Below are 21,608 nucleotides of genomic sequence, written 5' to 3' on the forward strand. Positions count from 1 at the left end.
TCAGAAGTTCTCATTCAACTCAGAACATTCCCGCGCATCGAGCGGAGTGAATGCCATCCGCATTCACACCTGAACGTTCCATGTCGGAACAGCCAAGTTGGAATTTCCAAGTTCGGGAGCAGCCCACCTTCAAATCGGAACGAAACCTGACTCCTCAAGTTGACCCGATGCCTCATCGGCAGGAAATCAATCTCGCAGGAGGGACAGATGAAGAAGGAAGATGGACGTATCGTCGAAACCACCATGGAGGCGCGCGGCGCCGAACGTGGGCCTACCGTGCGTAACGTCCTGGTCTGGAGCACCGGGCTGGTGGTGGTCGGATTCGCGACGGTCTACCTGCTTTATTTCTAGAATCTGCTTCAACTTATTTGAACCAGACTCGTCGCTTAGAGCATGATCTTTCCCGAAAAACCGGTTTCCAATTTTCAGGATCATGCTCTAGCGTCGCGAACGAATGGTGGTCAGTCTCGATCAATAGCCCGTCATTTCGAGATAACCGACACCCCGGTGGGTGCCGGCAAAGCTGACCGGACCTTCCCAATAGGAAAAGCGTGTCCCCATCCAGCTTGCCGGATTCAGCGGGACGGTGTCGATGATCATTCCCCGATCGCGAATGATGATGCGCCAGCCTGTCGGCAATCTGCGACCTGCGACTTCAGTCGTGGATGTCGGGATCATGTCAGCGGTCTTGGGAGAGAGCGCAACCGGCCGCCCATCCGAACCGATCCAGTTGCCTGTCAGGTAGGGTTCGCCCCGGGTTTGCCGCAGTCGATACAGCATCAGCTTCTCGCCCGTTTCAAGGTGCAGCGAAAACCAATCCCATCCCGTTTGATCGGAGGCCAGCAGCTGACTGCTCCATTCGCGGTCCATCCAGGCCAGTCCGGTGACGTCAGCGGGCTTGCCGTCGATCGTAACGGTCCCGGACGCCGTGAAGTGCGGCTGGCTGTAATAATAGGATGTCTGTCCACGCTCGGATTTCACGCTGTAGCCGGCATCGCCCTGGAGCACGAGAGCCTTGTCTGCCTGAAGCCTCAGCATATAGCTGAACTCCGCGCTCGATGCGTTGACCTCGAGCGGCGCGACGTTCATCGCCGACATGCGGTCGTGACCGCGCATTTGCCATGAGTCGATCCAGGCATGAAAGGGATAAGCATCCACGCCGGATTGGCCCACGCCGCCGCGCGCAAACGTTTCACTATGGCGATGCGTATCGGCGCGCGTTACGGCGGCATGACCCATCCAGACTTGCTGGCTCGCCCAGCCGCCGCGTTGCGGTCCCGGCTGGATCGCCTGGCGAAACAACGTCCACTGCACGCCGAGCCGCTCGCCGGCGCTGTCCTTGAGATTGGCGGTGAGGTACCACCACTCGATCCGGTAATCCGGATGCGGGCCGTGATCGCGCGGAAATTCAAAGCTCTTTCCGGGCATGACTGAAGCGAAACCGGACGCATCGCCGCCGAGACCGGCGAAGTTCTGCGCGAGCGAAGCTCTTCGTCCGAAGCCTAAGAAGGCAAATCCCGCCGCAAATGCGCGCCGCGATATTTTTGGACTAGCGCTCATTGGCAAAGATCCTGATCAGCGCCGCCGGAGGCATGCGCATCAGCCGAACGAGCGGAATCAACATCGCCAGCAGCGACGCAAGCATCGCCACGCCGAGAAGTTCGGCGAGATGCAGCGGAAAGACATGGAACGGCAGCCGCCAGCCGAATGCTCTGACGTTGACAACAGCGATCAGGCACCAGGCCACCAGCAAGCCGAGCGGTAGCGCCAGCATCGCCGTGATGAACGCGATGAATGTCGTCTTGAGAAACTCGATGCCTGCAAGCTGCCGCCTTGTCACCCCGAGCGCCCATAGCGGGGCCAGTTGCGGAAGGCGGGAATGACTGAGCGTCAGCAGGCTGGTGAGCAGCGCCACGCCGGCGACGCCGAGCGTAAACGTGTTCAGTGCGGCGGTCACGGCGAAGGTACGATTGAAAATCGCTTTCGATTCCATCTTCAATGTCGACTGATCGGAGAGACGGCTTTCGTCGAGATGAAATGCCTCGCGCATGTCATCGATCAGCGGCCCAATCTTGCCAGGGGGCACGCGCAAGCCGAACCGGGTTCGCGGCAGATCCGGAAATCGAACCGTGAAGGCGTCGATGTTGACCGCGATCTGCCCTTTAGGATTGCCGTAATCGGCATAGATCGCCGCGATGCGTAATGACCGGTCACCAGCGGGCGTGCTGACATCCAGCCGGTCGCCAAGCCGTCGTTTCAGCCGCCGTGCGAGTTGCTCGCTCACGAGGACGCCCCCGCCTGACCTGACATCAGCCCACGCATTCGGCAACGACTCCAGCAACGGCCAGCGGTCGCGATAGGTGGCGTGATCGGCGAGGCCAAGAACCTCCACCGGCCAGCCGCCGATCTCGATCTCGGCGCGGCCGCTCCGCAGCACGGCGGTCACCTCGGGCCGGGCGCGCAAGGATGCTTCGATATCGCGCGCCTGAGCATCACTCACCGCGTTCACATAGACGTCCGCGGCGAGCCGGCCGTCCAGCCATGCGGTGAAAGTCTTGTTGAAACTCTCCACCATGGTTCCGACGCCGACGTTAACCGCAAGCGCGAGCAGCAACGCCATCAGCGCGAGCGACAGTCCGGGAAGTTGCTGGCGGCTGTCCGCCCAGAACCACAACACAAGCGGCTGTCGCGAGTTTCGCTCGCCAATGCGCAGCACGAATGCGAGCAGCACGGGAAGCGCAAGCGCGGCGCCCAGAAGCAGCAACGCCAGCAACGCGAATCCCGAGATCAGCGAAGCGCCGACGATCAGGACGATGATGGCGGCGACAAGCATCGCGGCGGCCGTGACGCCTTGCCAGCCCAGCCATCGGCGCTGGGATTGTTGCCATGCATAAGGCTGCGCCGCCGCGAGCACCGGAAGACGGATGACCTTCAACAGGCTTGTCGCCGACGCCGCCAATGTACCGCCAGCGCTCATCGCCAGGCCCGCGATCCACCATTCGGGTCTGAGGGCCAACGCTCCGGAAACCCGCGCGCCATACAGCCCTTGCAGGCTGACGGCGACATTGGGCAGCAACGCCGCGGCGATCAGATATCCGCACACCAGTCCGATCAGGCCGCCGGCGGTGGCGAGAACCAGCAGCTCGATCAGCAGCACACCATTCAGCTTCCTGGATGATACGCCGCAAGCGCGCAGGGTTCGAAACATCGGCATGCGCTGCTCGAAGGCCAGGCCAACCGCCGAATAGACGATGAAGAGTCCGACAAGAAACGACAGCAGCCCGAAGGCCGACAGATTGAGATGAAAGCTATCGGTCAGACGCTCAAGATCGGTTTCGGCGTCCGCCGCGACATGCCTGAGCATATCGCCAGCAACAGTTTCAAGCGGCGGTAGCTGGCCGCGCGTGTCGCCAACCAGCAAGCGCGAAAGCCGGCCCTGAAGGTGAAGAATGCTTTGCGCCAACCCGATATCGACGACCACGACACCAGGCGCGAGTTGCGGGCGAGCCTTGAGCGGCGGCAATGTTGCGCCGTCATCCGTGCGCAGGACCGCGCCTTCCGTCCCGGCCAGCGCGATCAATGTCTCCGGCGCGACCAGAGCCTCGCCCGGAGGCGTGATGAACGATTTCAGATCCGACGCGCCGATCGCCGGAATCGATCCCGCCTGCGCGGGAAACGTCACCGGCTCGATCCCCAACAGGCGCAATGGCCTTCCCTGAACACGAACCCGTCCCTCAACGACGGGCGAGACCTGCCACCCCGCGCGCCGGAGATCGACGAAAAGCTGTTGAGAAAATGTGGAGCTACGCTGCCCGACCAGCATCGCGGTTCGGGAGCCGCCAAACACCGCCGCGGCCCGATCGTAGCTGGCGCGAGCCTGCTCGTTCAACGCCTCCACGCCGCTCCACAAAGCGGTCGCGGAGATCAGGCCCACCATGAGTGTCGTCAGTTGCAGCGGATGCCGGCGCCAATGGCTGAGCAGAACCGCAAGGATCCAATACCCTTGCTTCACGAAATCAATCCGGCGCTCAGTCGAACTTTCCGGTCCAGCTTCGCGGCAAGCCGCGTGCTGTGCGTCGCCATAAGGAAAGCGCAGCCGGTCCGCTTGACAAGATCAAGCGCGATGTCCGTGACGTCGTCGGCCGTTGCTTCATCGAGGTTGCCGGTCGGCTCGTCGGCAAGAAGCAGAGGCGGCCTGACCGCAAGCGCGCGCCCGATCGCAACCCGCTGCTGTTGGCCGCCTGAAAGCTGCTCGGGATATCTTTTCAGCAAATCTCCCAGGCCCAGCCGATCGACAAGTTCGCTTTGCCAGTGACTGTCATGGCGCGCGGCAATGCGCGACTGAAAAGCCAGATTGTCGGCGACGGTTAGAGAAGGGATCAGGTTGAACTGTTGAAAGACCAGCCCGATCCGGTCGCGTCGGATTGCTGCGCGGTCCCTGTCCGCCAATGCGGTCACCTCCGTATCAACGATCCGGATCGAGCCGCCATCCGCTTCGTCGAGGCCCGCGATCAGGTGCAGCAAGGTGCTTTTGCCGCTTCCCGATTCACCGGTCAGCGCAACGCTTTCGCCGGCGCCGACCTGCACGCTGACCCCGCGAAGGACGGCGATCTGTTCCTGCATTGAGCGATAGGTTTTGGTCAGGTTCTGAATAGCCAGCATCGGCGCTTGCGGAATGTGCATCGCCGCCTCGTCCATCCCGGACGACATATCGACCATCGTGCGCAACACTCCCTTTTCCGGGTCTCGCAAGTCCTGGTTTCAAGTCCGACGCTTGATCCCGCCGCTCCGTATTCAACCTGCTTGTGACCACACCCAAAACCACAGTTCGGCGACCTGCCTCAAGGCGACCTGCCTCAAACGGATCAGCGTTGAATAGCAAAGCTACATCTTGACCGTCACCTTGCGGTTCTCGCCAAGGTTCGGCTTCTTGCCGGTCAGCTTTGCCTTGGCGAACTCGAATGCAGTCGCGACGCTGCTCGCCGGGCCATCCCATAGTTCCGCGGTAGCAGGTTCAATCCGCAAAAGGCATACGCTGGGATCGGTGGGACCCCCCGGCCACCATACTTCATCTGTCTTGCGCCAGGCCGCCTCGGTCATTTCGGCATCGCGAATGACGCAGGCGCGCCCGGTGATTGACAGGTAGGCTTTATCGCTCGAATCGATAAAGACGAGGCCGATGTCCGGCCTTTCCTTGATCTCCTCCTCCTTTGGGCTGTGAATATCGGTCACGAAAAAAATCAGGCCGGCGTCACGATCCGGCCTGGCTTCGAGCGGCCGCGCGCGCAGTCCACCCGCAAATTGCGTCATCAGCATGCAAACGCCAACTTTCTCAACGATGTCCCAGACCCGGTCGATGTCGTTCTTCCTGCTCATGGCGAAACTCTTCAAGCTGCAAACCTTCATGCGGTGAAGGTCGATCATCATTAAGACGCGACGGAAGGATTATTTCCAAAAGCAGGATGAGATCGTGGGTTGGGCTGCCGACCGCTGGAACGGCGCACCCGGAGACGTCCATCAATCGAATATGGCCCGTTCACACGCGTCGGCGCGGGGCACGTCACGAAGGCGGGTCGAAACTGGTGAGAGCCTTTTCGCTTCTGATCAAATCAGAAGCGAGGCTGTCCGATCTCGATGTGATGCGTTTTCTTGACGCGAACAGGTCCATCCCTTCGGCTTGACGCGATAGGGGCGCGGGCGCCGGAAAAGACCGCTATTGAAGCCTGGAACGTATGTAAACCCTGGGAACAGACGCTTGCCGGTCACGTTTTATGCCATTCATCATCCGGAGGTACCGATGGCTGACGCACGCCGCCACGATCACCACTGTGACCGCAGTTCCAGATCGGCGAGCAACCGCAGATCAACGATGGCCGAGCGCTTTCTCTCTTACGTCAAACGATTCTGCCCGTACTTGAAGTGAAGGCCCGGCGGGTCCAACAGGACCGAGCCGGGCCGAACGACGCGTGTTTCCCGGCTCAGTGAGCAGGAACAGACTTTCCAATCGGATGGATGGGTTTGACGCTCCTGAAACCGACGCGCGAGAACGAGACATAGAACGCGGCGATATTCATCAGCGCCCAGATGAAGAAACCCAGAGTGTAACCGCCCATCAGATATTTGCTGCCGGCGAGGATCGCCGTCATGGTGAACCCGCATGCAGCGCCCGCAGCCTTGGCTAACCCGCTCACTGCACCGACGTGCACGAAGTACATGGGGATCAGCTTGACGACGGCAGCCGCGGCGGCGCCGGACAGCGCCGCAAGCGTGTAAATAACGGCCAACTCGATGGTCAGCGAGATCTGCAAGGCCAGGAGCACGGCCAGCACTGACATCAGCCCGAACATGACGCTCAAGAGGCTGAGCACATCGTAACGGTCAGCGAGCCAGCCGCCCAATGGCCGGGTGATCGCCACACAGACCACAAAAATCGGCGTATAGACCGCAACCGCGGTCGACGCTTCCACATGCCAATGATCGACGAGATAGGTCGGCAGCGTTGACGCGAAGAAGACCAGCGTGCCAAACGCGACCCAGTAAAGACCGGGAACCAGCCATACCACCACGCCCGAGCGGTAGACGGCGAAAATTTCGCTCATCGAGGTATTCTTGAGCGCGCGGTTCGGCGGATCCGACGTAAAGAACATATAGATCGCCGCCATCAACAACGTGGGAACCGCAAACATCGGGAATATCAGCCGCCATCCGTCCGGATCATTCGGGTCAAAAACATTGGTGAGCAGATACGAAACCGCCATCATGCCCACTGTGATCCCGACATTGCCAAGCGCGAAAAGACCGAGTGCGGTCCCCTGCTTCGATTTGGGATACCAGGACGAGACGTGAGCGTTGCCGACCACGAAACTCGCGCCGCCGAGTCCGAGCATCGTTCCCAGAATCAGGAAGCCGTAATAGCTCTCAGCAAAAGTTCCCAAAAGCAGGACGACGGAGAGAACCACCAGCAAAAGCGTGAAGACAGTCCGGCCGCCGTACTTGTCCGCCCAGATGCCGAGCGGGATACTGATACCCGCCGCAAAAAGCGGCTCCATCGCAGCAAGAACCAGCACCTGCGTGCTTGTAAAATTATACCGCTCGATCATGAAGGGAGCGAGCGCGGAAAACATTCCCCAGATTGCAAAACCGAGGGAGAATGCCACAGTCGATATCCACAAGACCCTAGGGTTACCCGGCGGCTCTGCCGTCGCGCTGGTCCCGACGTTTTGATTTTCCACGGTGGTTCCTCGTTATGACTTTGTATCGCCGACACAACGCCAACATCCCGGGCGACACTAAAATAAGCGACCGTTGACGCGTCTATGATAACTTATTGACATAGTAGCTTCTGGCAAGCTTGGCGTCCATCGATTTCAGAAACGGACATCAGGAACCCGCTCGCCTCCTGATCACCTCATCACATCGGTGGACCAGGATGGCGAATGCTCCGTCACCTATGTTTTTGATTTGACGCGTTTTCTTTCCCCGACCCTCATCCGCTCCGCGCGAAATGCTGTAGCCGGCGGAGCGGAGACGGTTTATGTCGATGACCGAGCAAGGCAGAGGGGGGCCTTACCGGATGCAATTGATGACACTGGAGCGCTTCACGGCCTGCCTGGGGGAAGGGTTCGACGTCGACCTTGGAACGGCATCGATCGCTCTGACGTTGTCCGAGGCGCGCCGCTTGCCGCCACAAGGCTTCGCCGCGGCGATGCGGGAGCCTTTCTCTCTGCTGTTCCGCAGCGGATCACCTGTCGTGCTTCCGCAGAAGATCTATCGAATGACAAACGCAACTGTCGGGGCGATCGAAATATTCATCGTGCCGGTGGCGCGCGACCGCGAAGGCATCGTCTATCAGGCGATCTTCAACTGACGACAGCCTGGAGCCTTTCCGCTCCTGACAGAGTCAGAAGCGGACTGGAAAACGACAAAGCGAAATCGGATCATGCTCCATCAGCATCAGATCCGGGGGTCCATTCCATGCGCGCGCAAGTCTGGTCCTGGCGCGCCACCTCGCGAAAGCCAAGCCGGCGATAGAACCGCTGCGCCCCGTGATTTTCACAGGCGACGTGCAGCACGACGGCGGTGGCGGCAGCGGTTTGCGCATGCCGCTTGATCGCCTGCATGACCGCGGATCCAAGACCGGCGCCGCGCCGCTCCGCGGTGAGCGCGATGTCGATGATGCGCCAACGCGCTTGGCTGGCGTCGAGATAGAGCCGACCGGCTGGTGCGTTCTCGCGCAGGATCAGCAAGAAGTCGGCTTGCGGAAACATCGTCAGATAGCCGCGATGCTGAAGATCGAACTGGTGGTCCAGCAACGTACGCAGCTGTTCGGCAGGCCAGCCGAGAGACGCGAACTCGCCGATGCGGAACGAGTGATACAGTTCGCGCAGGGAAGTCAGGTCATTACGTGTGGCGCGCCGGAAGGCGGCGGACCGGGTGCGGACAGGAAGGTCGCCATGGCGCGCCGGAAAGTCCGGCAGGCCCGGCGGATCAGGCAACGGTATCGCCAAACGACGGAAAAACACCCGACAGTGCAATGCAGAAGTTCATGGCGAGATAGGGTTGACGGTTTTCATGCGGCTGGCCTCCGCCCGCCACGCCACCCATGCGCGGTGAAAATTGGGTGTTCGCCGTGCCGCTCGTACTGAAAGGCGTGCTGTTTTGCGGAACGACGAGCGATGAGCCGTTGGCTGGCGCGCCCGTGCGCTTGGCGGCATCGGACTGGTCATAGATCGTGAAACGATGCGAATGCGCCGGCATCTGGTCCGCCGTCATGGTCACGCTGTTCTGGCCGAAGACTTCCCCCATGGAACGCGGCGTCAGACCCGCGCCCTGACCCTGGTTGCAGCCGGTGCGGCCGGCAAAATTCGGCAGCATGAAGGTGGTCTTGCCGTCCCCGCCATACATCGTGCCGAGGAGAGAAAACAGCGCCGTATTCTGCCGGATGGCCAAAGTCGCCCCGTTGCAGAAAGCCCAGTCGCGAGGCGCATAGTTGAATCCGAAAATCTGAATCTGACCGATGAATGGTTCCATGGCGGCGATGCCTTCGAAAGTTTGACTGCATGAGCGGGGCCCGATCAGCCCCGGCTCGGATAGATCCCGTTGAAAGCGATGCAGAACTGCACCGTCAGTGTCGGCATGAGATTGTCGTGCGGCAGGTTTCGACCCGCCACGGAAGTTGACGTCGGCGCCGTGGCTACGCTAGCCGCTCCGGTCACGTCATTGGTGTACATGGTGTCGCCCACGACCGCCCCGAACTCGACGTTCGGCGTGATCTCCTTGGCACTGGCTGCTCCCGTCGTCGCGATCATCGGGTGGTCATGTTGCGGCATCTGGGTTGACAGCAGGGTCACTGTTTCGCTGCCGCTCATCTCGCCGAGAGCGCGAGGCGACAGGCCGGGACCGGCGCCGTAATGAACGGGAGCGCGACCGCAGAGATTGGGGGCAGCGAAGGTGGTCACGCCGTCGCCGCCATAGGTCGTCCCGATCAACGAGAAAAGCACCTCATACTGAGATACGGAAAGAAGCGAACCATCGCAGGGCAACCAACCCTGCGGCACGCGGGAGAAGCCGAACAGCCGGATTTCTCCGACATAGGGTTCACTCATGGTCCGACCTCCGATCGGTTGAACATCCGCCGGTCAGTTTCGGGAGGGGTATATTCCCGTCAGCGCGACGCAGAAATTGATGGCGGTGTACGGCTGCATGTTACTGTGCGCCTGACTTCCGCCCGTGCGCGCAATGCTTCCCGCGGACAGGACGACTTCGCCCGCTCCGGCGTTGCCGTAGATTGCCTCTCCGCTGGTTCCATAGAGCGCGTTCGTCGGATTGCCCCTGTCGCCAGCGGCGTTGGTGCCGCTGCACTGATGGGTATGCAAAGGCAATTGCGCGGAAATCAGCGTAACGGCCTCCACCCCCGCCCTTTCGCCGAGCGCATGGGGCGATACCGGCCAGTTGGGATCGACCGACGGGCTGAAGCCCACAGGGAGTCGTCCGCGAAGATCAGGCAGCGCAAATGTTATCGTCCCGTTGCCGCCATACGCAGCGCCCAGGAGACTGAACAACGCCTGATTCTGCGCGATCGGCAAAATCTGGCCGTCGCACTGGGCGAGCCCTTTTGGCGCAAACCCGAATCCAACCGTCAACACCTGGCCAACAAAAAACTCGGACATCGCCCAACCCCCTGCATCGGCGATCCGCCCACCGCGCCGATGCACCGCCAACTTTGCGCAAAAGCGGGAACCTTGCAAGCACAACGTTTGTTCTCTGGATACTGCTCCGGATACGCGAGATTTCCCCTTTGAATCGAACATCGGTTTCGATACAACCGTGATACGATTGTTAGGGAGAAGATCGACCCGACGGACCGCGCAGCGCGATCCAGGCATTTGCGGGGTTCATCGACTGCCAGGTTCATCGACTGCCGGGTTCATCGACTGCCGGGTTCATCGACTGCCGGGTTCATCGATCAACTCTAGCGGCAGGCATTTTTGCTTAGAGCGTTTTCAAGCGAAGTGGACACCGGTTCGCGTGAAGAAAACGCTCCAAATCAAAGTCATAGAGCCCGCTTCTGATTCTATCAGAAGCGGAAGGGCTCTAGGGCCTTCCTCAGCGCGGCGCAGGAAGGCGCGGGGGCCAATGATCGGCGATAGATTTCAACACCTGCGCTCGTCGCGGACGGCGCGTGATTCCGTCGCCTATGCTCTGGCGTTGGCCGCGCTGTTCTTGATGGGTCTGTTCTGGTCGAACCCCGCTTCCGCCCAGCAATGCCCCGCCTTCAACATCACGGTCGCGCACGGCGGATCGGTGACGGAATCGCATTGCATCGGAGGTTTTATTGGCTTCAATCCTATTGGCTCGATACCGCCAGGAGAATTGCCGCAGCATGGCACGTTAACGATCGACACAGTAGCCGACACCTTCACCTACACGCACAATGGGGACGCCGCGACAACCGATTTCTTCCGAATAAGAGACTCCGATAACGTCCCCATCGACGTCAACGTCACAATTACACCGCCGACCTCGCCGATCACCATCACGCCAGGCACTTTGTCGTTGCAGGCCGGCACGCCCTTCAGCCAGCAACTCACGGCTAGCGGCGGTACGGGATCCTATACGTTCGCGCTTGATGCGGGCTCGCCGCCTCCCGGACTGTCCCTGTCCGCCGGCGGCCTGATTTCGGGCACGCCGACACAGCGCGGCAACTATAGTTTCACCGTCAGGGCGACGGACTCCACCTCAGCAAGCGGCCTTCAGTCCTACTCGGGCAGCACCGCCAATCCGAGCCTGACCGTGACGCCAACCACCTCATCGGCCCCGCTCGGCTCGCTGTTCTCCGTCACCTACACGCCCGGGGGCGGCGTCGGCCCCTATACCGCCTCGCTTGCGTTCGGCGCCACCCTGCCTCCCGGCCTCCATCTCAGCGGCTTCACGCTAAGCGGTACGCCCACCACGCTGGGCAATTATTCGTTCCAGATCGTGGTGCAAGACAGCAGCACCGGGCCCGGAAACTGGTTTCAGTTCCTGTCGGTGACGGTCAATGTCGTGCCTGCCCTTCCGACGATCACCTCCGTCACGCCCAACACCGGCCCGACCACTGGCGGCACATCGGTCACCATCACCGGCACGAATTTCACAGGCGCGACATCCGTCACCTTCGGCGGCGCGCCCGCGACAGGCGTCACCGTGGTCAACGACACCGCCATCACCGCAACGACGCCGGCCCATGCGGCAGGCGCCGTCGCGGTCGCGGTGACCACACCCGGCGGCACCGTCAACTCGGGCAGCTTCACCTATGCGGCTCCCGCGCCCACTGTCACTTCGGTCGCGCCGAACACCGGCCCCCCGGCCGGCGGAACGCCGGTGACCATCACCGGCACGAACTTCACAGGCGCGACGGCCGTCACCTTCGGCGGAACACCGGCGACGGGCGTCACCGTGGTCAACGACACCACCATCACCGCCACGACGCCAGCCCATGCGGCAGGCGCCGTCGCGGTCGCGGTGACCACCTCCGGCGGCACCAACAGCCTGCCGAACGGTTTCACCTATTCAGCCCTGGCCCCCTCGATCATCTCCGTCACGCCGAACACCGGCCCGGCCACCGGCGGAACGCCGGTGACCATCACCGGCACGAACTTCACAGGCGCGACAGCCGTCACCTTCGGCGGCGCACCCGCGACGGGCGTCACCGTGGTCAACGACACCACCATCACCGCAACGACGCCGGCCCATGCGGCAGGCGCCGTCGCGGTCGCGGTGACCACCCCCGGCGGCACCAACAGCCTGCCGAACGGTTTTACCTATTCAGCCCTGGCCCCCTCGATCATCTCGGTGACGCCCAACACCGGCCCGGCCACCGGCGGAACGCCGGTGACCATCACCGGCACGAACTTCACAGGCGCGACAGCCGTCACCTTCGGCGGAACAGCGGCAACCAGCATCACCGTGATCAACGACTCCACCATCACCGCCACGACGCCCGCACACGCGGCAGGTTCGGTCGCGGTCGCGGTGACGACGCCCGGCGGCAACGCCAGCCTGCCCGGCGGCTTCACCTATTCGGCGCCCGTGCCGACCGTCACAAGCCATACGCTGCAGCTGACCGCCGGCGCATCGGGCACGGTCAGCCTGACGCAGGGAGCGACGGGAGGCCCCTTCACCGCGGCCACGATCGTCACTTCGCCACCAGCTTCGGACGGCACGACGAGCATCGTGCAGAACGGCACGCAGTGGCAGTTGGTCTATGCTTCCGCGGCAGGCGCCGCATCGACCGTCATCGTTCGCTATACGCTGTCGAATGCGTCCGGAACCTCGGCGCCCGGCACCGTGACGTTCACCGTTGTCGCGCGCCCCGATCCGTCGCGGGATCGCGAGGTCATCGGTTTGCTCAACGCCCAGGCGCAAAGCGCCCAGAGGTTTGCGCGCTCGCAGATCACAAACTTCCGCGACCGGCTCGAACAGCTTCACGACGATTCAAACCGTGAGGCGACGTCGATGAATGTGCGGCTCGCCGGCCCTCAAGACCCGACCGATCCGAACGCTTTGGGTTATGCCCGGGAAACCCGCGCCTCAGATCCGACCCGCAATGCATTCGCCTACGCGCCGAACGATGCCGGCCCTTCAAGGCCGCCGACCAAGGCACCTCCGCCGAAACGCGGGTCGCTGACCGATCTCGCCGTCTGGGCCGGCGGGTTCGTCAACTTCGGCACGGCGAACAGATACAATGTCGGTCTCGGCCACACGTTGATCGGCGTCAGCGGCGGGGTGGACTACCGGTTCTCGCCCGGCTTCACCGCGGGCGTCGGCGTTGGTTACGGGCGCGATACCGTCGATGTCGGCAACAGCGTGACGCAAAGCAGGGGCCAGGCGCTCAGCACCGCCATCTACGGAAGCTACCACCCGCGAAACAACACGTTCATCGACGCCCTGCTCGGCTACAGCGCGCTGGACTTCGACAGCAGGCGGTTCGTGACGCCGACCAGCGGCATGGCAACCGGCGGCAGATCCGGCAACCAGGTGTTCGGCTCGATCATCGGCGGCTACGAGTACAAGAGCAGCCGAGCCCTTGTATCGCCCTACGGCCGCATCGAATCCGCGTGGACACAGCTCAACGCCTTTACCGAAAGCGGCGCTGCCGCCTACGATCTCGCCTTCGGCAAACAGACCCTGAGCATGCTGGCGGGCGTGTTGGGAATGCGCGCCGAGTATGTCTTCCTTCGGGACTGGGGCGTTGTGAAAGCACGCGGCCGGCTTGAATACACGCACGACTTCACCGGCTCCAGCCTGGCGAGCATGGGCTATGCCGACCTCAGAAACGGCCTGCCCTATACGCTGGGCGTTAATGTCTTCACCCGAGATTACATCGCGGTTGGCCTCGGCTTCGACACCCCGGTCGGCAACGGAGCCACGCTCGGCTTCGACTACACCACCGCTCTCGGCCTTGACGGAAGGACCGAGGTCCACAACTTCGCCCTGCGGTTGGGCGCGAAGTTCTAGGGTCGTTCACCGCTTCCCGGAGCCGGTGAAGGACCCTGGAGTCTGTTTCAACTGCGTTGAACCAGACTCGTCGCTTATCTTTTTGTTTGAGCATGATCTTCTCCGAAAACCGGTTTCCACTTTTAGGGAATCATGCTCCAGGAACTTTTGGTGCATTCGGCGCTTCTTCCCTCCAGAGCCTTTAGCGTTTTCGAGCATGGAGAAAACGCGTCAAACCGAAAAATCACGGAGCCACGCCTCTGCCTTGTTCAGAAGCGGAACAGGCTCCCAGGAGGGACGCCATGGCGATAGAAGAAAACGAAACCACCAACCTGATCGGAAGCGACAAGGTCGAAGGCACGGCCGTCTTCGGCCCCGATGATAAAAAGATCGGCTCGATAGAGCGGGTCATGATCGAAAAGACCAGCGGGCGTGTTTCGTATGCTGTCCTGAGCTTTGGCGGATTTCTTGGAATCGGCGACGATCATTATCCGCTACCCTGGCACACGCTGAAGTATGATACGCGGCTCGGCGGCTATCAGACCGGCGTAACCGTCGATCAACTCCAGGGTGCTCCGAAATATCAGGTCGGCGGCAGCTGGAATTGGTCCGAGCGGGCGCGCACCAAGGCTGTCGACGATTACTACGCCGCCGGTTTCTAGAGCGTCTCCGAGCGAAGTGGGAATCCGGTTCGCGTGAAGAAAACGCGTCAAACATAAAGACTCTAGTCGAACCGAGTGTGATTGAAACCGGAACTCATCCATACACGCATTGAAACGCCGCCTCGAAAACATGTTCGTGGCGGCCGCGCGCATGAGGAGACCTCGCGCGTGAGGAAATATGGGAGCGGGAGCGATGACATGAAGCACACGGCCGCGTTGGTATCAATGGCGACCGGGGTCCCGCCCAATGTGTTTCATCAGTCGCAAATTCTCGACGCGGCGCGATTCATCTTAGGCGCGCGCTACCCGCAATTCGAAACGCTATCCTCTCTTTTCGCCAACACCGGGATCCAGCACCGCTACGGCGTCAAGCCGATTGAATGGTATTGCGAGCCAGGAGGCTGGCCGGAGCGCACTCAGGCCTTTCTGGACGGCGCGGAAACATTGTTCGTCGAGGTCGCGCGGAAAGCCATGGAGCGGGCCGATCTTCACGCAGCTGACATCGACAGCGTGGTTACGGTGTGCTCGACCGGTATCGCCACCCCGACGCTTGAGGCCCGCGTCGCCGGCCGGCTCGGTTTCCGGACGGATATCTCGCGCGTGCCGGTGTTCGGGCTCGGCTGCGCCGGCGGCGTCGCGGGACTGTCCATCGCATCGCGACTGGCGCAAGCCCGGCCGGGCACCAACGTCCTCCTCGTGGTCCTCGAACTTTGCACGCTCGCCGTTCGCCACGACGAACTGACGAAGGCCAATATCGTTGCCGCCAGCCTGTTCGGCGACGGAGCCGCCGCGGTCGTGCTGCGCGCCGGAGACGGAGGTGCGACACGCATCGAGGCGACCGGCGAGTATCTGTGGCCGAACACGCTCGATATCATGGGATGGCGGGTGGACCCTGAAGGATTCGGCGTGATCTTCCAGCGCACAATTCCGGACTTCGTGCTCGCGCACATGAAGCCGGGCGTCACCGCAGTTCTGTCCGGGCTGGGTCTCTCGATCGGAGACATCGACCGCTTGATCTGTCATCCCGGCGGCGCAAAGGTCATCGTCGCGATCGAGCGCGCTTTCTCCCTCGATCAGGGAACGCTCGATCACGAAAGAAGCGTGATCGCCGACTACGGCAACATGTCCGCGGCCACGGTCCTGTTCGTGCTCGAACGCGCCCGCGCGCAGGGGCTGCCGTCGCGGTCGCTTGTGACCTCGCTGGGGCCGGGCTTCACCGCAAGCTGCGTCACCCTGCGTCGCGCCGCGTGACTCTCGCCGCGCTCATTCTCTTACTGGTGACGGCGCAGCGGCTGGGCGAACTGATCCTGTCTCGCTACAACACCACCAGGCTGCTGGCGCGGGGCGCGATCGAGGTCGCGCCGGGTCACTATCCGCTGATCGTCGCGACACACACCGCCTGGCTGATCGCATTATGGACGTGGGGTCGTAATCAGGATGTCAATCTCCTGGCCCTGTCGGGTTTTATCCTGCTACAGGCGTGTCGCTTTTGGGTGCTCGCAACCCTCGGACCCCGATGGACCACGCGCATCATCGTCCTGCCTGACGCGCCCCTGGTGACATCCGGACCTTACAGATACCTGGCACATCCGAACTATGCGATCGTCGCCGCGGAAATCGCGGTTCTGCCGCTCGCGCTTCATCTGTATCTGCTGGCGCTGGTCTTCACTGTTCTGAACGGGCTGATGCTCGCGATCCGCATCGGCACTGAGGCCCGCGCGCTTGCAATCGTCCGCGAACGGCGGCCATAGTCGGAGCCTCGCCGCTTGTTCGCCGCCGGCTTGTCCGACATCTTCAGAATGCGCCAAGGAGTTCGGTATGCTGGTGAATGGGAAATGGACATCGGACTGGCAGCCGGTCCAGGCCAAGGACGAAAAGGGCGGCTTTGTCCGCCAGACATCCAGCTTCCGCAACTGGATCACTCCCGACGGAAGCGCCGGCCCAACCGGCGACGATGGCTTCCGTGCGGAACCCGGCCGCTACCATCTTTATGTCGCGTTGATCTGTCCGTGGGCCTCACGCACGCTCATTGCCCGCAAACTGAAGAAGCTTGAGGACGTTGTTTCGGTGTCCGTCGTGGAGCCGGTATTGACCGACCAGGGATGGCGCTTCGGCGATTACCCGGGCGCCGGCCGGGACGAGGTCAACGGCGCGACCTATCTGCATGAACTCTATACGCGAGCCGATCCGGAAATCTGCGGGCGCGCGACGGTCCCGGTTCTCTGGGACAAGAAACGCAAGACCATCGTCAACAATGAATCCGCCGAAATCGTTCGCATGTTCAACTCGGGATTCGCCGGGCTGGCCGACGACAGTGTCGACCTTTATCCGCAGGCGCTCCGTACCGCGATCGATGCGCTCAACGACCGCATCTACCCGGCGCTCAACAACGGCGTTTACCGCGCCGGCTTCGCCACGACGCAAATCGCCTATGACGAAGCGTTTGACGACGTCTTCGCGATGCTGGACCTGTTGGAAAACTATTTGGCGGACCGTCCGTTTCTGCTCGGCCCGTCTTTCACCGAGGCCGACATCCGCCTGTTCGTAACGCTGGTGCGTTTCGATGCCGCCTATCACGGTCTTTTCAAATGCAACCTGCGGCGTCTCTCCGAATACCCCAACCTCACCGCCTATCTCAAACGTGTGCTGGACGTTCCCGGGATTCGCGACACGGTCAGCATCAATCATATCAAGAAAGGGTACTATTCCATCAGGTCACTCAACCCGAACGGCATCGTCCCGAAAGGTCCCGACCTCAGCCACCTCGGCCTATGACGCGAAAATGCGCCCGCAAGGTCCATTGATATTATCAAGTCGTCGCGCCGCTCGATGATATTGAGACGCGGGATGCGCAGAAGCCGCCGCAAGGTTTTCCTCATCCTCCTCTTGCTGCGCGCGTCGGCCTCAGATCAGCGAGGCCACCGCTTCAAGCCCGATAATGCGCGCCAGCGCACGCACCTCCCGCTTCTGATCTTCCCGCAGCCTCGTCAACAACGGCTGCGCCGCGACCTTTATCTGCTCGATCTCGCCGGCGCGGAGCGCGGGTTGCCTGCCCGGCGCAGAACGCCGCTCATGGATTTTCTGGGCGGCCTCCCGCAATGCGCGTTCCACGGCGGGCCAGTAAGGCTCCTGCCCCAGCGTCAGCCGCAGCCTTCCCTTCAGCGCCGCGATCTGCATGTCGCTGAGCAGCGAGTAGTCCTTCTGGACAAACTGGTTTGCGAGTTTGGGCCGGGGACGTGGCAGCGGCGGTTCCTCGATCGGCGGCATCGAAGGTAAAATTTCGGCATCGAAGGGAGAATCGGTTGCCACCGCCGGCCGAAGTGATTCCGGCAACGCTCCATCGGCATCAGGCGTCCAGGCTTGAAGCATGACCGGAAGCCTGTCCGACTTGCGCTCGCGATTGGCTGCCGATTCGAGCGGCTCCGCTTCCGCGAGCTGTGGAGACGGCGTTGCAACAAACCGAACCATCAGAACGTTGCCAGGGCCGAATATCTGCGCCAGCGCTACGCCGGTGATGACGCAGCACGCGAGCGCCAGAATCGTCATCGTCCGTGTCAAAAAGGATCTCCGGTTCAATTCACGAGCGCGGCCGATTGATCCTCACAACGCGCTGTGAATCAAGGCTTGCCGTGCAGGACGGAACCGGACGGCCGTTTATTCACATGGAGGATCCCGCCTCCCGGTCGCCTGGCGTCCCGGAGGTCAGGCAGCCAGCGTGTAGGCATCCTGGATGTCGGCGACGAGTTCGGAGGCTTCCCAGATGGCATCTGGCGGGACCGCGCTCATGCTCACGGTCCAGTTGGCGCCGCTACGGGTTTTCGGCGTGCTGACCACGTCGAACCGCACCTCGCGGCATAACGGATGCCTGCCGAAAGCCGCGGCCACCCGCGCCTGCAATTCCTGAATGGTCGCCGGTGTTTTCCGCGGCCCGATGTCGCGTTCCATGGCCTTTTACCCCGCCCGAACGGTCTCTGGCCTTTCCCGCGGCAAGTGCATACCGTTCACCGGCAAAATTTGCCTCGATAGCGGTTAACGAGTTGTTAATACGGAACCATCTGGTCCTTCGCCCGGAAACGGTGCCGCCGCGCTCCGGGGCTTTCGGGAGCCGGTTCCGGCTGAACGCCCCCGCGCCAGGCCGCCAGGCTGGCGATTCCGTCCGGCCGAATCGCATGGGACCTTTTCGATCATTTGGTCCGTTTAAGTTCCTCCAGCACCTCATCGATGGTCGCAAGATGCGTTTCCACGGCCTGGCGAACCAACGTGTAGGGCTTGGGATCATCCGCGTCATCGGCCCTTCGGACGACGAAGCCACGTTTGAAGGCCATCGTCCTCGCCTGCCTGAATTTTTCCAGGTCATCATTGATCGTCATCATCATGCTCCTGCCTTCTCCACCGTTAAAGGCGGCCTCGCCCGAAACTGCGGCCTCCATCTATTCCAACTCCCCCTGTTCATCAACGCAACGATTCGCGGCGCGGGGTCATTTCCAGAGTCCGTTTCAGTCGCGTTGAATCCGACTCGCCGCTTATCTTTTTGTTTGAGCATGATCTTATCCGAAAACCGGTTTCCACTTTGCGCTGGCGCGGCCCTTCGGGTCGGGATCATGCTCTAGCAGGCTGTTGAAGAAGTATCCGGTCTGGCTTTAGGGATGGCTTGATTGCCGTTGTGATGGGCGAATGTGATCTGGATCGAGCCGTTGATCAGTTTGGCGTGGCGGAGGGACGGCGGGTCATGCTGGCGCCGCCATGAGCTTGGGCAATCGCACCAGATTGTAAGCGGCGGCTGCGAAGGTGAAGGCCCATCCGACACGGTTGCGGCCGCGGAAGCGGGTCTTGTCCTGGTTGGCGACCGTCTTGATCCAGCCGAACGCTTCCTCAATGCGCTCGCGGATACGCTGGCTGACGGCATAGCCGCTGTGCCGCGTCGTGCGTCCGTCGATCGCCGAGCTTCGGCCGCTCGTGTTCCGTGCCACGTGCGACGTCACCTTCATCGCACGCAACTCATTGACGAAGTCCTCCGTGTCACAGGCCCTATCAGCGCCAAGCGTGATGGCCAGGGGCCGGTCGGCGCGAGGTTCGATCATGTGCAACGCCGCCACCCGCTCGGCATGTCCGCCGGCCAGCGTCAGGCAGGCGTCGACCAACAGGCCGTGGCGGTTCTCCATCAGCCCATGACCCATGAAGCATAGCTTCGCCTCCTTGCCCTTCTTGTAGAGCCTTGCGTCCGGATCGGTGGTCGAGGCATGCGTGTCGTTCGTCCGTTTCTGGCCGTGGAAGCCGGCTTCGGCATTGCGCCCGGCGCCGCCGGCCGGCGGCTCGCCAGAGCCGTCCTTCGGTTTGACGCTCTTCATCGAAGCCCAGGCCTCGACCGGCGTGCCGTCGACCGGGAAGTGATCGCTCGACAGCAGCTTCTTCACCTTGGGCTGGGCCAGCACCGCACTCAGGAACCTGGCCGCGATGTCACCCTCAAGCAGCCGGTCGCGGTTCTTCGAGAACACCGAATGGTCCCAGGCTGGATCGTCGACGCCGATGCCCACGAACCAGCGGAACAGAAGGTCGTATTCCAGCCGCTCCATAAGCAACCGCTCCGGGCGGATCGAGTGGAACGCCTGCAAGAGCATCGCCCTGAGCAACTTCCCGGGGGGATCGACGGCCGCCCGAGCGGCGAATACAGCGCCGCGAACTCCCGCTCCAAAGCGACAAGCGCTTCGTTCACCTTGACCCGGATGGCGCGAAGCGGGTGATCGCGCCGAACCCGCGCCTCCAGATCAACGCAGCTGAACAACTCGCCAGTCAGATTGTCACCACCGCGCACCCATCATCTCCAAATCGCTTCAAAGCCAATGAATCATGCTCACAGCTCAGCCGCCACTGACTTCTTCAACAGCCTGCCATACGCTGGCGATCTACGCGCTGCCGTTCATGCTGGCACTCGCGGCGACGCGCTTCGCCTATGGCACCGGAGCCGGTTGGCTCGGCACGGGAATCGTCGGCGTTGTCGCTGGCGTGGCATCGTTCGGCATTCTCACCCTTCTGTTTGCCATATTGCGCGCTCCGATCCTGCGGATTGCATTGGCGCTCATATTCGCCGCGCCCGCCGCCGTAGCGGGATATGCGCTCGTGCATGGCGTGACCGCCGAGGCCGTGCCGTCGCCGGTCTGGCGGCAAATCTTCTGCCTTGCGGGCGGCGCATTCGTCGGTGCGGCCGCCGTAGCGCAGCCGTGTAAAACTTGTCCCATAGCGCATCCTTCGAATCGGACGACAAAATGCACCACTAAAGTCCGGGACTAAACATCCTAAGAACCTCCCCCACCCAATGAGATCAAGGATCGACCTGCGCCATCTTCGTTGTCGCAGGGCTGTCCATGGAGCTCCATCACGCGACAACCGCGCCGCGCTTCTTCAAAAATTGAAGCGTGCGGAAAGCCTGAATGTTCGTGGCTCGTTCAGAATGAGCATGTTGAACCAACCCAGCTGACCGGATTTTGATTATCTTATCAATCTTCCGGCAGTTCAGCCCGCTTCTGCTCGAAAACAGCCCGGTTGATCGCCATGAAACCCTGCTCGATGCAGGATCGTCCAATATCCAGCCAACGCTTGTCCGTCTCCGGCGAGGCCTCGTATCGATCAAGCAGTCTGAGGATACGTTCCTCGATTTTTCGGTGATCCCTCACCCGCAAAACTCCCAATTTCTCCCGGCCTCTGCAAGATTTTGTCCTGGTTACGCGCTTTGACATCGAGCCACCCTTTGAACGGAACAAATACTCTATCCCGCCAAAGCTTGACCAAAGATCGGCAGACACGGCCGTAAGGCTGATACTGTCTTGCCTGTCCCAGCGACTGGCCGCCCAAAACCGGAATCGAACCAGCAGCCAGTTGCTCGCAAAGCAGCCGCTCGCGAACCTGCCAAAGACCAACATGCCTTCCATTGTATCCGGGTATGCAGTCGCGCTATTAACCCTCGGAACGGCC

Annotated in this window: 21 protein-coding genes and 1 pseudogene; 8 read left to right on the forward strand and 14 right to left on the reverse strand. The window is 61.7% G+C overall.

Annotated features, from left to right (window positions below):
- Window positions 1–207 precede the first annotated feature (207 nt).
- Window positions 208–351, forward strand: coding sequence for a hypothetical protein (locus ACMYR2_RS15675; RefSeq protein WP_347262858.1), 144 nt, complete (start codon window positions 208–210; stop codon window positions 349–351).
- 120 nt (window positions 352–471) lie between these two features.
- On the opposite strand, the gene ACMYR2_RS15680 is transcribed toward ACMYR2_RS15675, so the two are convergent.
- The 5 genes from ACMYR2_RS15680 to ACMYR2_RS15700 all read right to left on the reverse strand — a co-directional run bounded on the left by ACMYR2_RS15680 (window position 472) and on the right by ACMYR2_RS15700 (window position 7,232).
- Window positions 472–1,560, reverse strand: coding sequence for a lipocalin-like domain-containing protein (locus tag ACMYR2_RS15680; RefSeq protein ID WP_416193268.1), 1,089 nt, complete (start codon window positions 1,558–1,560; stop codon window positions 472–474).
- Window positions 1,550–4,012, reverse strand: a complete 2,463-nt coding sequence (locus tag ACMYR2_RS15685; protein WP_347262860.1) for an ABC transporter permease — start codon at window positions 4,010–4,012, stop codon at window positions 1,550–1,552. Before ACMYR2_RS15685 ends, ACMYR2_RS15680 begins: the two co-directional genes overlap by 11 nt.
- Entirely contained in the window at window positions 4,009–4,662 is a 654-nt protein-coding gene (locus ACMYR2_RS15690; RefSeq protein WP_347262876.1) for an ABC transporter ATP-binding protein, read from the reverse strand. Before ACMYR2_RS15690 ends, ACMYR2_RS15685 begins: the two co-directional genes overlap by 4 nt.
- 222 nt (window positions 4,663–4,884) lie before the next feature.
- A complete protein-coding gene (locus tag ACMYR2_RS15695; protein ID WP_347262861.1) occupies window positions 4,885–5,376 on the reverse strand; it encodes a pyridoxamine 5'-phosphate oxidase family protein in 492 nt (163 codons plus the stop codon).
- Window positions 5,377–5,978: 602 nt separating this feature from the next.
- Entirely contained in the window at window positions 5,979–7,232 is a 1,254-nt protein-coding gene (locus ACMYR2_RS15700) for an MFS transporter (RefSeq protein WP_416193269.1), read from the reverse strand.
- 302 nt (window positions 7,233–7,534) lie between these two features.
- On the opposite strand from ACMYR2_RS15700, the gene ACMYR2_RS15705 reads away from it, so the two are divergent.
- The gene (locus ACMYR2_RS15705) at window positions 7,535–7,867 is read left to right on the forward strand and encodes a DUF6916 family protein (protein WP_347262863.1); all 333 of its coding nucleotides are present in this window, start codon (window positions 7,535–7,537) and stop codon (window positions 7,865–7,867) included.
- Between the two features lie 70 nt (window positions 7,868–7,937).
- Here the strand turns inward: ACMYR2_RS15705 and ACMYR2_RS15710 are convergent, their stop codons facing one another.
- From ACMYR2_RS15710 to ACMYR2_RS15725, 4 genes are read right to left on the reverse strand one after another with little or no spacing between them, the layout of a single operon-like run.
- Window positions 7,938–8,495 (reverse strand): GNAT family N-acetyltransferase, encoded by a 558-nt coding sequence (locus ACMYR2_RS15710; protein ID WP_416193270.1) that lies wholly within the window; start codon window positions 8,493–8,495, stop codon window positions 7,938–7,940.
- Window positions 8,488–9,030, reverse strand: a complete 543-nt coding sequence (locus ACMYR2_RS15715; protein ID WP_347262865.1) for a phage tail protein — start codon at window positions 9,028–9,030, stop codon at window positions 8,488–8,490. Before ACMYR2_RS15715 ends, ACMYR2_RS15710 begins: the two co-directional genes overlap by 8 nt.
- 44 nt (window positions 9,031–9,074) lie before the next feature.
- The gene (locus ACMYR2_RS15720; protein ID WP_347262866.1) at window positions 9,075–9,605 is read right to left on the reverse strand and encodes a phage tail protein; all 531 of its coding nucleotides are present in this window, start codon (window positions 9,603–9,605) and stop codon (window positions 9,075–9,077) included.
- Between the two features lie 33 nt (window positions 9,606–9,638).
- Complete coding sequence (locus tag ACMYR2_RS15725) at window positions 9,639–10,214, reverse strand: phage tail protein (RefSeq protein ID WP_347262877.1); 576 nt, start codon at window positions 10,212–10,214, stop codon at window positions 9,639–9,641.
- A 421-nt stretch (window positions 10,215–10,635) separates the two neighbouring features.
- On the opposite strand from ACMYR2_RS15725, the gene ACMYR2_RS15730 reads away from it, so the two are divergent.
- From ACMYR2_RS15730 to ACMYR2_RS15750, 5 genes are all read left to right on the forward strand, one after another.
- On the forward strand, window positions 10,636–13,998 hold the full coding sequence (locus tag ACMYR2_RS15730; RefSeq protein WP_416193271.1) for an IPT/TIG domain-containing protein: 3,363 nt from the start codon (window positions 10,636–10,638) through the stop codon (window positions 13,996–13,998).
- Window positions 13,999–14,279: 281 nt separating this feature from the next.
- Window positions 14,280–14,639 (forward strand): PRC-barrel domain-containing protein, encoded by a 360-nt coding sequence (locus tag ACMYR2_RS15735; protein ID WP_347262868.1) that lies wholly within the window; start codon window positions 14,280–14,282, stop codon window positions 14,637–14,639.
- A gap of 198 nt (window positions 14,640–14,837) precedes the next feature.
- Window positions 14,838–15,890 (forward strand): type III polyketide synthase, encoded by a 1,053-nt coding sequence (locus ACMYR2_RS15740; RefSeq protein ID WP_416193272.1) that lies wholly within the window; start codon window positions 14,838–14,840, stop codon window positions 15,888–15,890.
- Window positions 15,887–16,390, forward strand: a complete 504-nt coding sequence (locus tag ACMYR2_RS15745; protein WP_347262870.1) for an isoprenylcysteine carboxyl methyltransferase family protein — start codon at window positions 15,887–15,889, stop codon at window positions 16,388–16,390. Before ACMYR2_RS15740 ends, ACMYR2_RS15745 begins: the two co-directional genes overlap by 4 nt.
- Window positions 16,391–16,457: 67 nt before the next feature.
- Window positions 16,458–17,414 carry a glutathione S-transferase family protein gene (locus tag ACMYR2_RS15750; RefSeq protein ID WP_347262871.1) on the forward strand — a complete coding sequence of 319 codons (957 nt, stop codon included), beginning with the start codon at window positions 16,458–16,460 and terminating at the stop codon, window positions 17,412–17,414.
- A 129-nt stretch (window positions 17,415–17,543) separates the two neighbouring features.
- Here the strand turns inward: ACMYR2_RS15750 and ACMYR2_RS15755 are convergent, their stop codons facing one another.
- The 4 genes and pseudogenes from ACMYR2_RS15755 to ACMYR2_RS15770 all read right to left on the reverse strand — a co-directional run bounded on the left by ACMYR2_RS15755 (window position 17,544) and on the right by ACMYR2_RS15770 (window position 20,451).
- Window positions 17,544–18,185 carry a hypothetical protein gene (locus tag ACMYR2_RS15755; RefSeq protein WP_416193273.1) on the reverse strand — a complete coding sequence of 214 codons (642 nt, stop codon included), beginning with the start codon at window positions 18,183–18,185 and terminating at the stop codon, window positions 17,544–17,546.
- Window positions 18,186–18,341: 156 nt separating this feature from the next.
- A complete protein-coding gene (locus ACMYR2_RS15760) occupies window positions 18,342–18,584 on the reverse strand; it encodes a hypothetical protein (RefSeq protein ID WP_347262873.1) in 243 nt (80 codons plus the stop codon).
- Window positions 18,585–18,823: 239 nt separating this feature from the next.
- Window positions 18,824–19,069: a hypothetical protein gene (locus ACMYR2_RS15765; protein WP_347262874.1), complete on the reverse strand. Its 246-nt coding sequence runs from the start codon at window positions 19,067–19,069 to the stop codon at window positions 18,824–18,826.
- A gap of 297 nt (window positions 19,070–19,366) precedes the next feature.
- Window positions 19,367–20,451: pseudogene (locus tag ACMYR2_RS15770) on the reverse strand (IS5 family transposase).
- 35 nt (window positions 20,452–20,486) lie between these two features.
- Between ACMYR2_RS15770 and ACMYR2_RS15775 the strand changes: the two are divergent.
- A complete protein-coding gene (locus tag ACMYR2_RS15775) occupies window positions 20,487–20,927 on the forward strand; it encodes a hypothetical protein (RefSeq protein WP_416193274.1) in 441 nt (146 codons plus the stop codon).
- 206 nt (window positions 20,928–21,133) lie between these two features.
- Here the strand turns inward: ACMYR2_RS15775 and ACMYR2_RS15780 are convergent, their stop codons facing one another.
- The gene (locus tag ACMYR2_RS15780) at window positions 21,134–21,565 is read right to left on the reverse strand and encodes a hypothetical protein (RefSeq protein WP_347264780.1); all 432 of its coding nucleotides are present in this window, start codon (window positions 21,563–21,565) and stop codon (window positions 21,134–21,136) included.
- Window positions 21,566–21,608 lie beyond the last annotated feature (43 nt).

It is taken from the genome of Nitrobacter sp. TKz-YC01, from assembly GCF_047824785.1.
Taxonomy (GTDB): Bacteria; Pseudomonadota; Alphaproteobacteria; order Rhizobiales; family Xanthobacteraceae; genus Nitrobacter.

Excerpts from the sequence above, each read along its gene's own strand:
- ACMYR2_RS15675 (WP_347262858.1), top strand. The coding sequence starts at position 208 with ATGAAGAAGGAAGATGGACGTATCGTCGAAACCACCATGGAGGCGCGC.
- ACMYR2_RS15680 (WP_416193268.1), bottom strand. The coding sequence starts at position 1,560 with ATGAGCGCTAGTCCAAAAATATCGCGGCGCGCATTTGCGGCGGGATTT.
- ACMYR2_RS15690 (WP_347262876.1), bottom strand. The coding sequence starts at position 4,662 with ATGCTGGCTATTCAGAACCTGACCAAAACCTATCGCTCAATGCAGGAA.
- ACMYR2_RS15695 (WP_347262861.1), bottom strand. The coding sequence starts at position 5,376 with ATGAGCAGGAAGAACGACATCGACCGGGTCTGGGACATCGTTGAGAAA.
- ACMYR2_RS15705 (WP_347262863.1), top strand. The coding sequence starts at position 7,535 with ATGTCGATGACCGAGCAAGGCAGAGGGGGGCCTTACCGGATGCAATTG.
- ACMYR2_RS15715 (WP_347262865.1), bottom strand. The coding sequence starts at position 9,030 with ATGGAACCATTCATCGGTCAGATTCAGATTTTCGGATTCAACTATGCG.
- ACMYR2_RS15720 (WP_347262866.1), bottom strand. The coding sequence starts at position 9,605 with ATGAGTGAACCCTATGTCGGAGAAATCCGGCTGTTCGGCTTCTCCCGC.
- ACMYR2_RS15730 (WP_416193271.1), top strand. The coding sequence starts at position 10,636 with ATGATCGGCGATAGATTTCAACACCTGCGCTCGTCGCGGACGGCGCGT.
- ACMYR2_RS15735 (WP_347262868.1), top strand. The coding sequence starts at position 14,280 with ATGGCGATAGAAGAAAACGAAACCACCAACCTGATCGGAAGCGACAAG.
- ACMYR2_RS15740 (WP_416193272.1), top strand. The coding sequence starts at position 14,838 with ATGAAGCACACGGCCGCGTTGGTATCAATGGCGACCGGGGTCCCGCCC.
- ACMYR2_RS15750 (WP_347262871.1), top strand. The coding sequence starts at position 16,458 with ATGCTGGTGAATGGGAAATGGACATCGGACTGGCAGCCGGTCCAGGCC.
- ACMYR2_RS15755 (WP_416193273.1), bottom strand. The coding sequence starts at position 18,185 with ATGACGATTCTGGCGCTCGCGTGCTGCGTCATCACCGGCGTAGCGCTG.
- ACMYR2_RS15760 (WP_347262873.1), bottom strand. The coding sequence starts at position 18,584 with ATGGAACGCGACATCGGGCCGCGGAAAACACCGGCGACCATTCAGGAA.
- ACMYR2_RS15765 (WP_347262874.1), bottom strand. The coding sequence starts at position 19,069 with ATGGAGGCCGCAGTTTCGGGCGAGGCCGCCTTTAACGGTGGAGAAGGC.
- ACMYR2_RS15775 (WP_416193274.1), top strand. The coding sequence starts at position 20,487 with ATGCTCACAGCTCAGCCGCCACTGACTTCTTCAACAGCCTGCCATACG.
- ACMYR2_RS15780 (WP_347264780.1), bottom strand. The coding sequence starts at position 21,565 with ATGGAAGGCATGTTGGTCTTTGGCAGGTTCGCGAGCGGCTGCTTTGCG.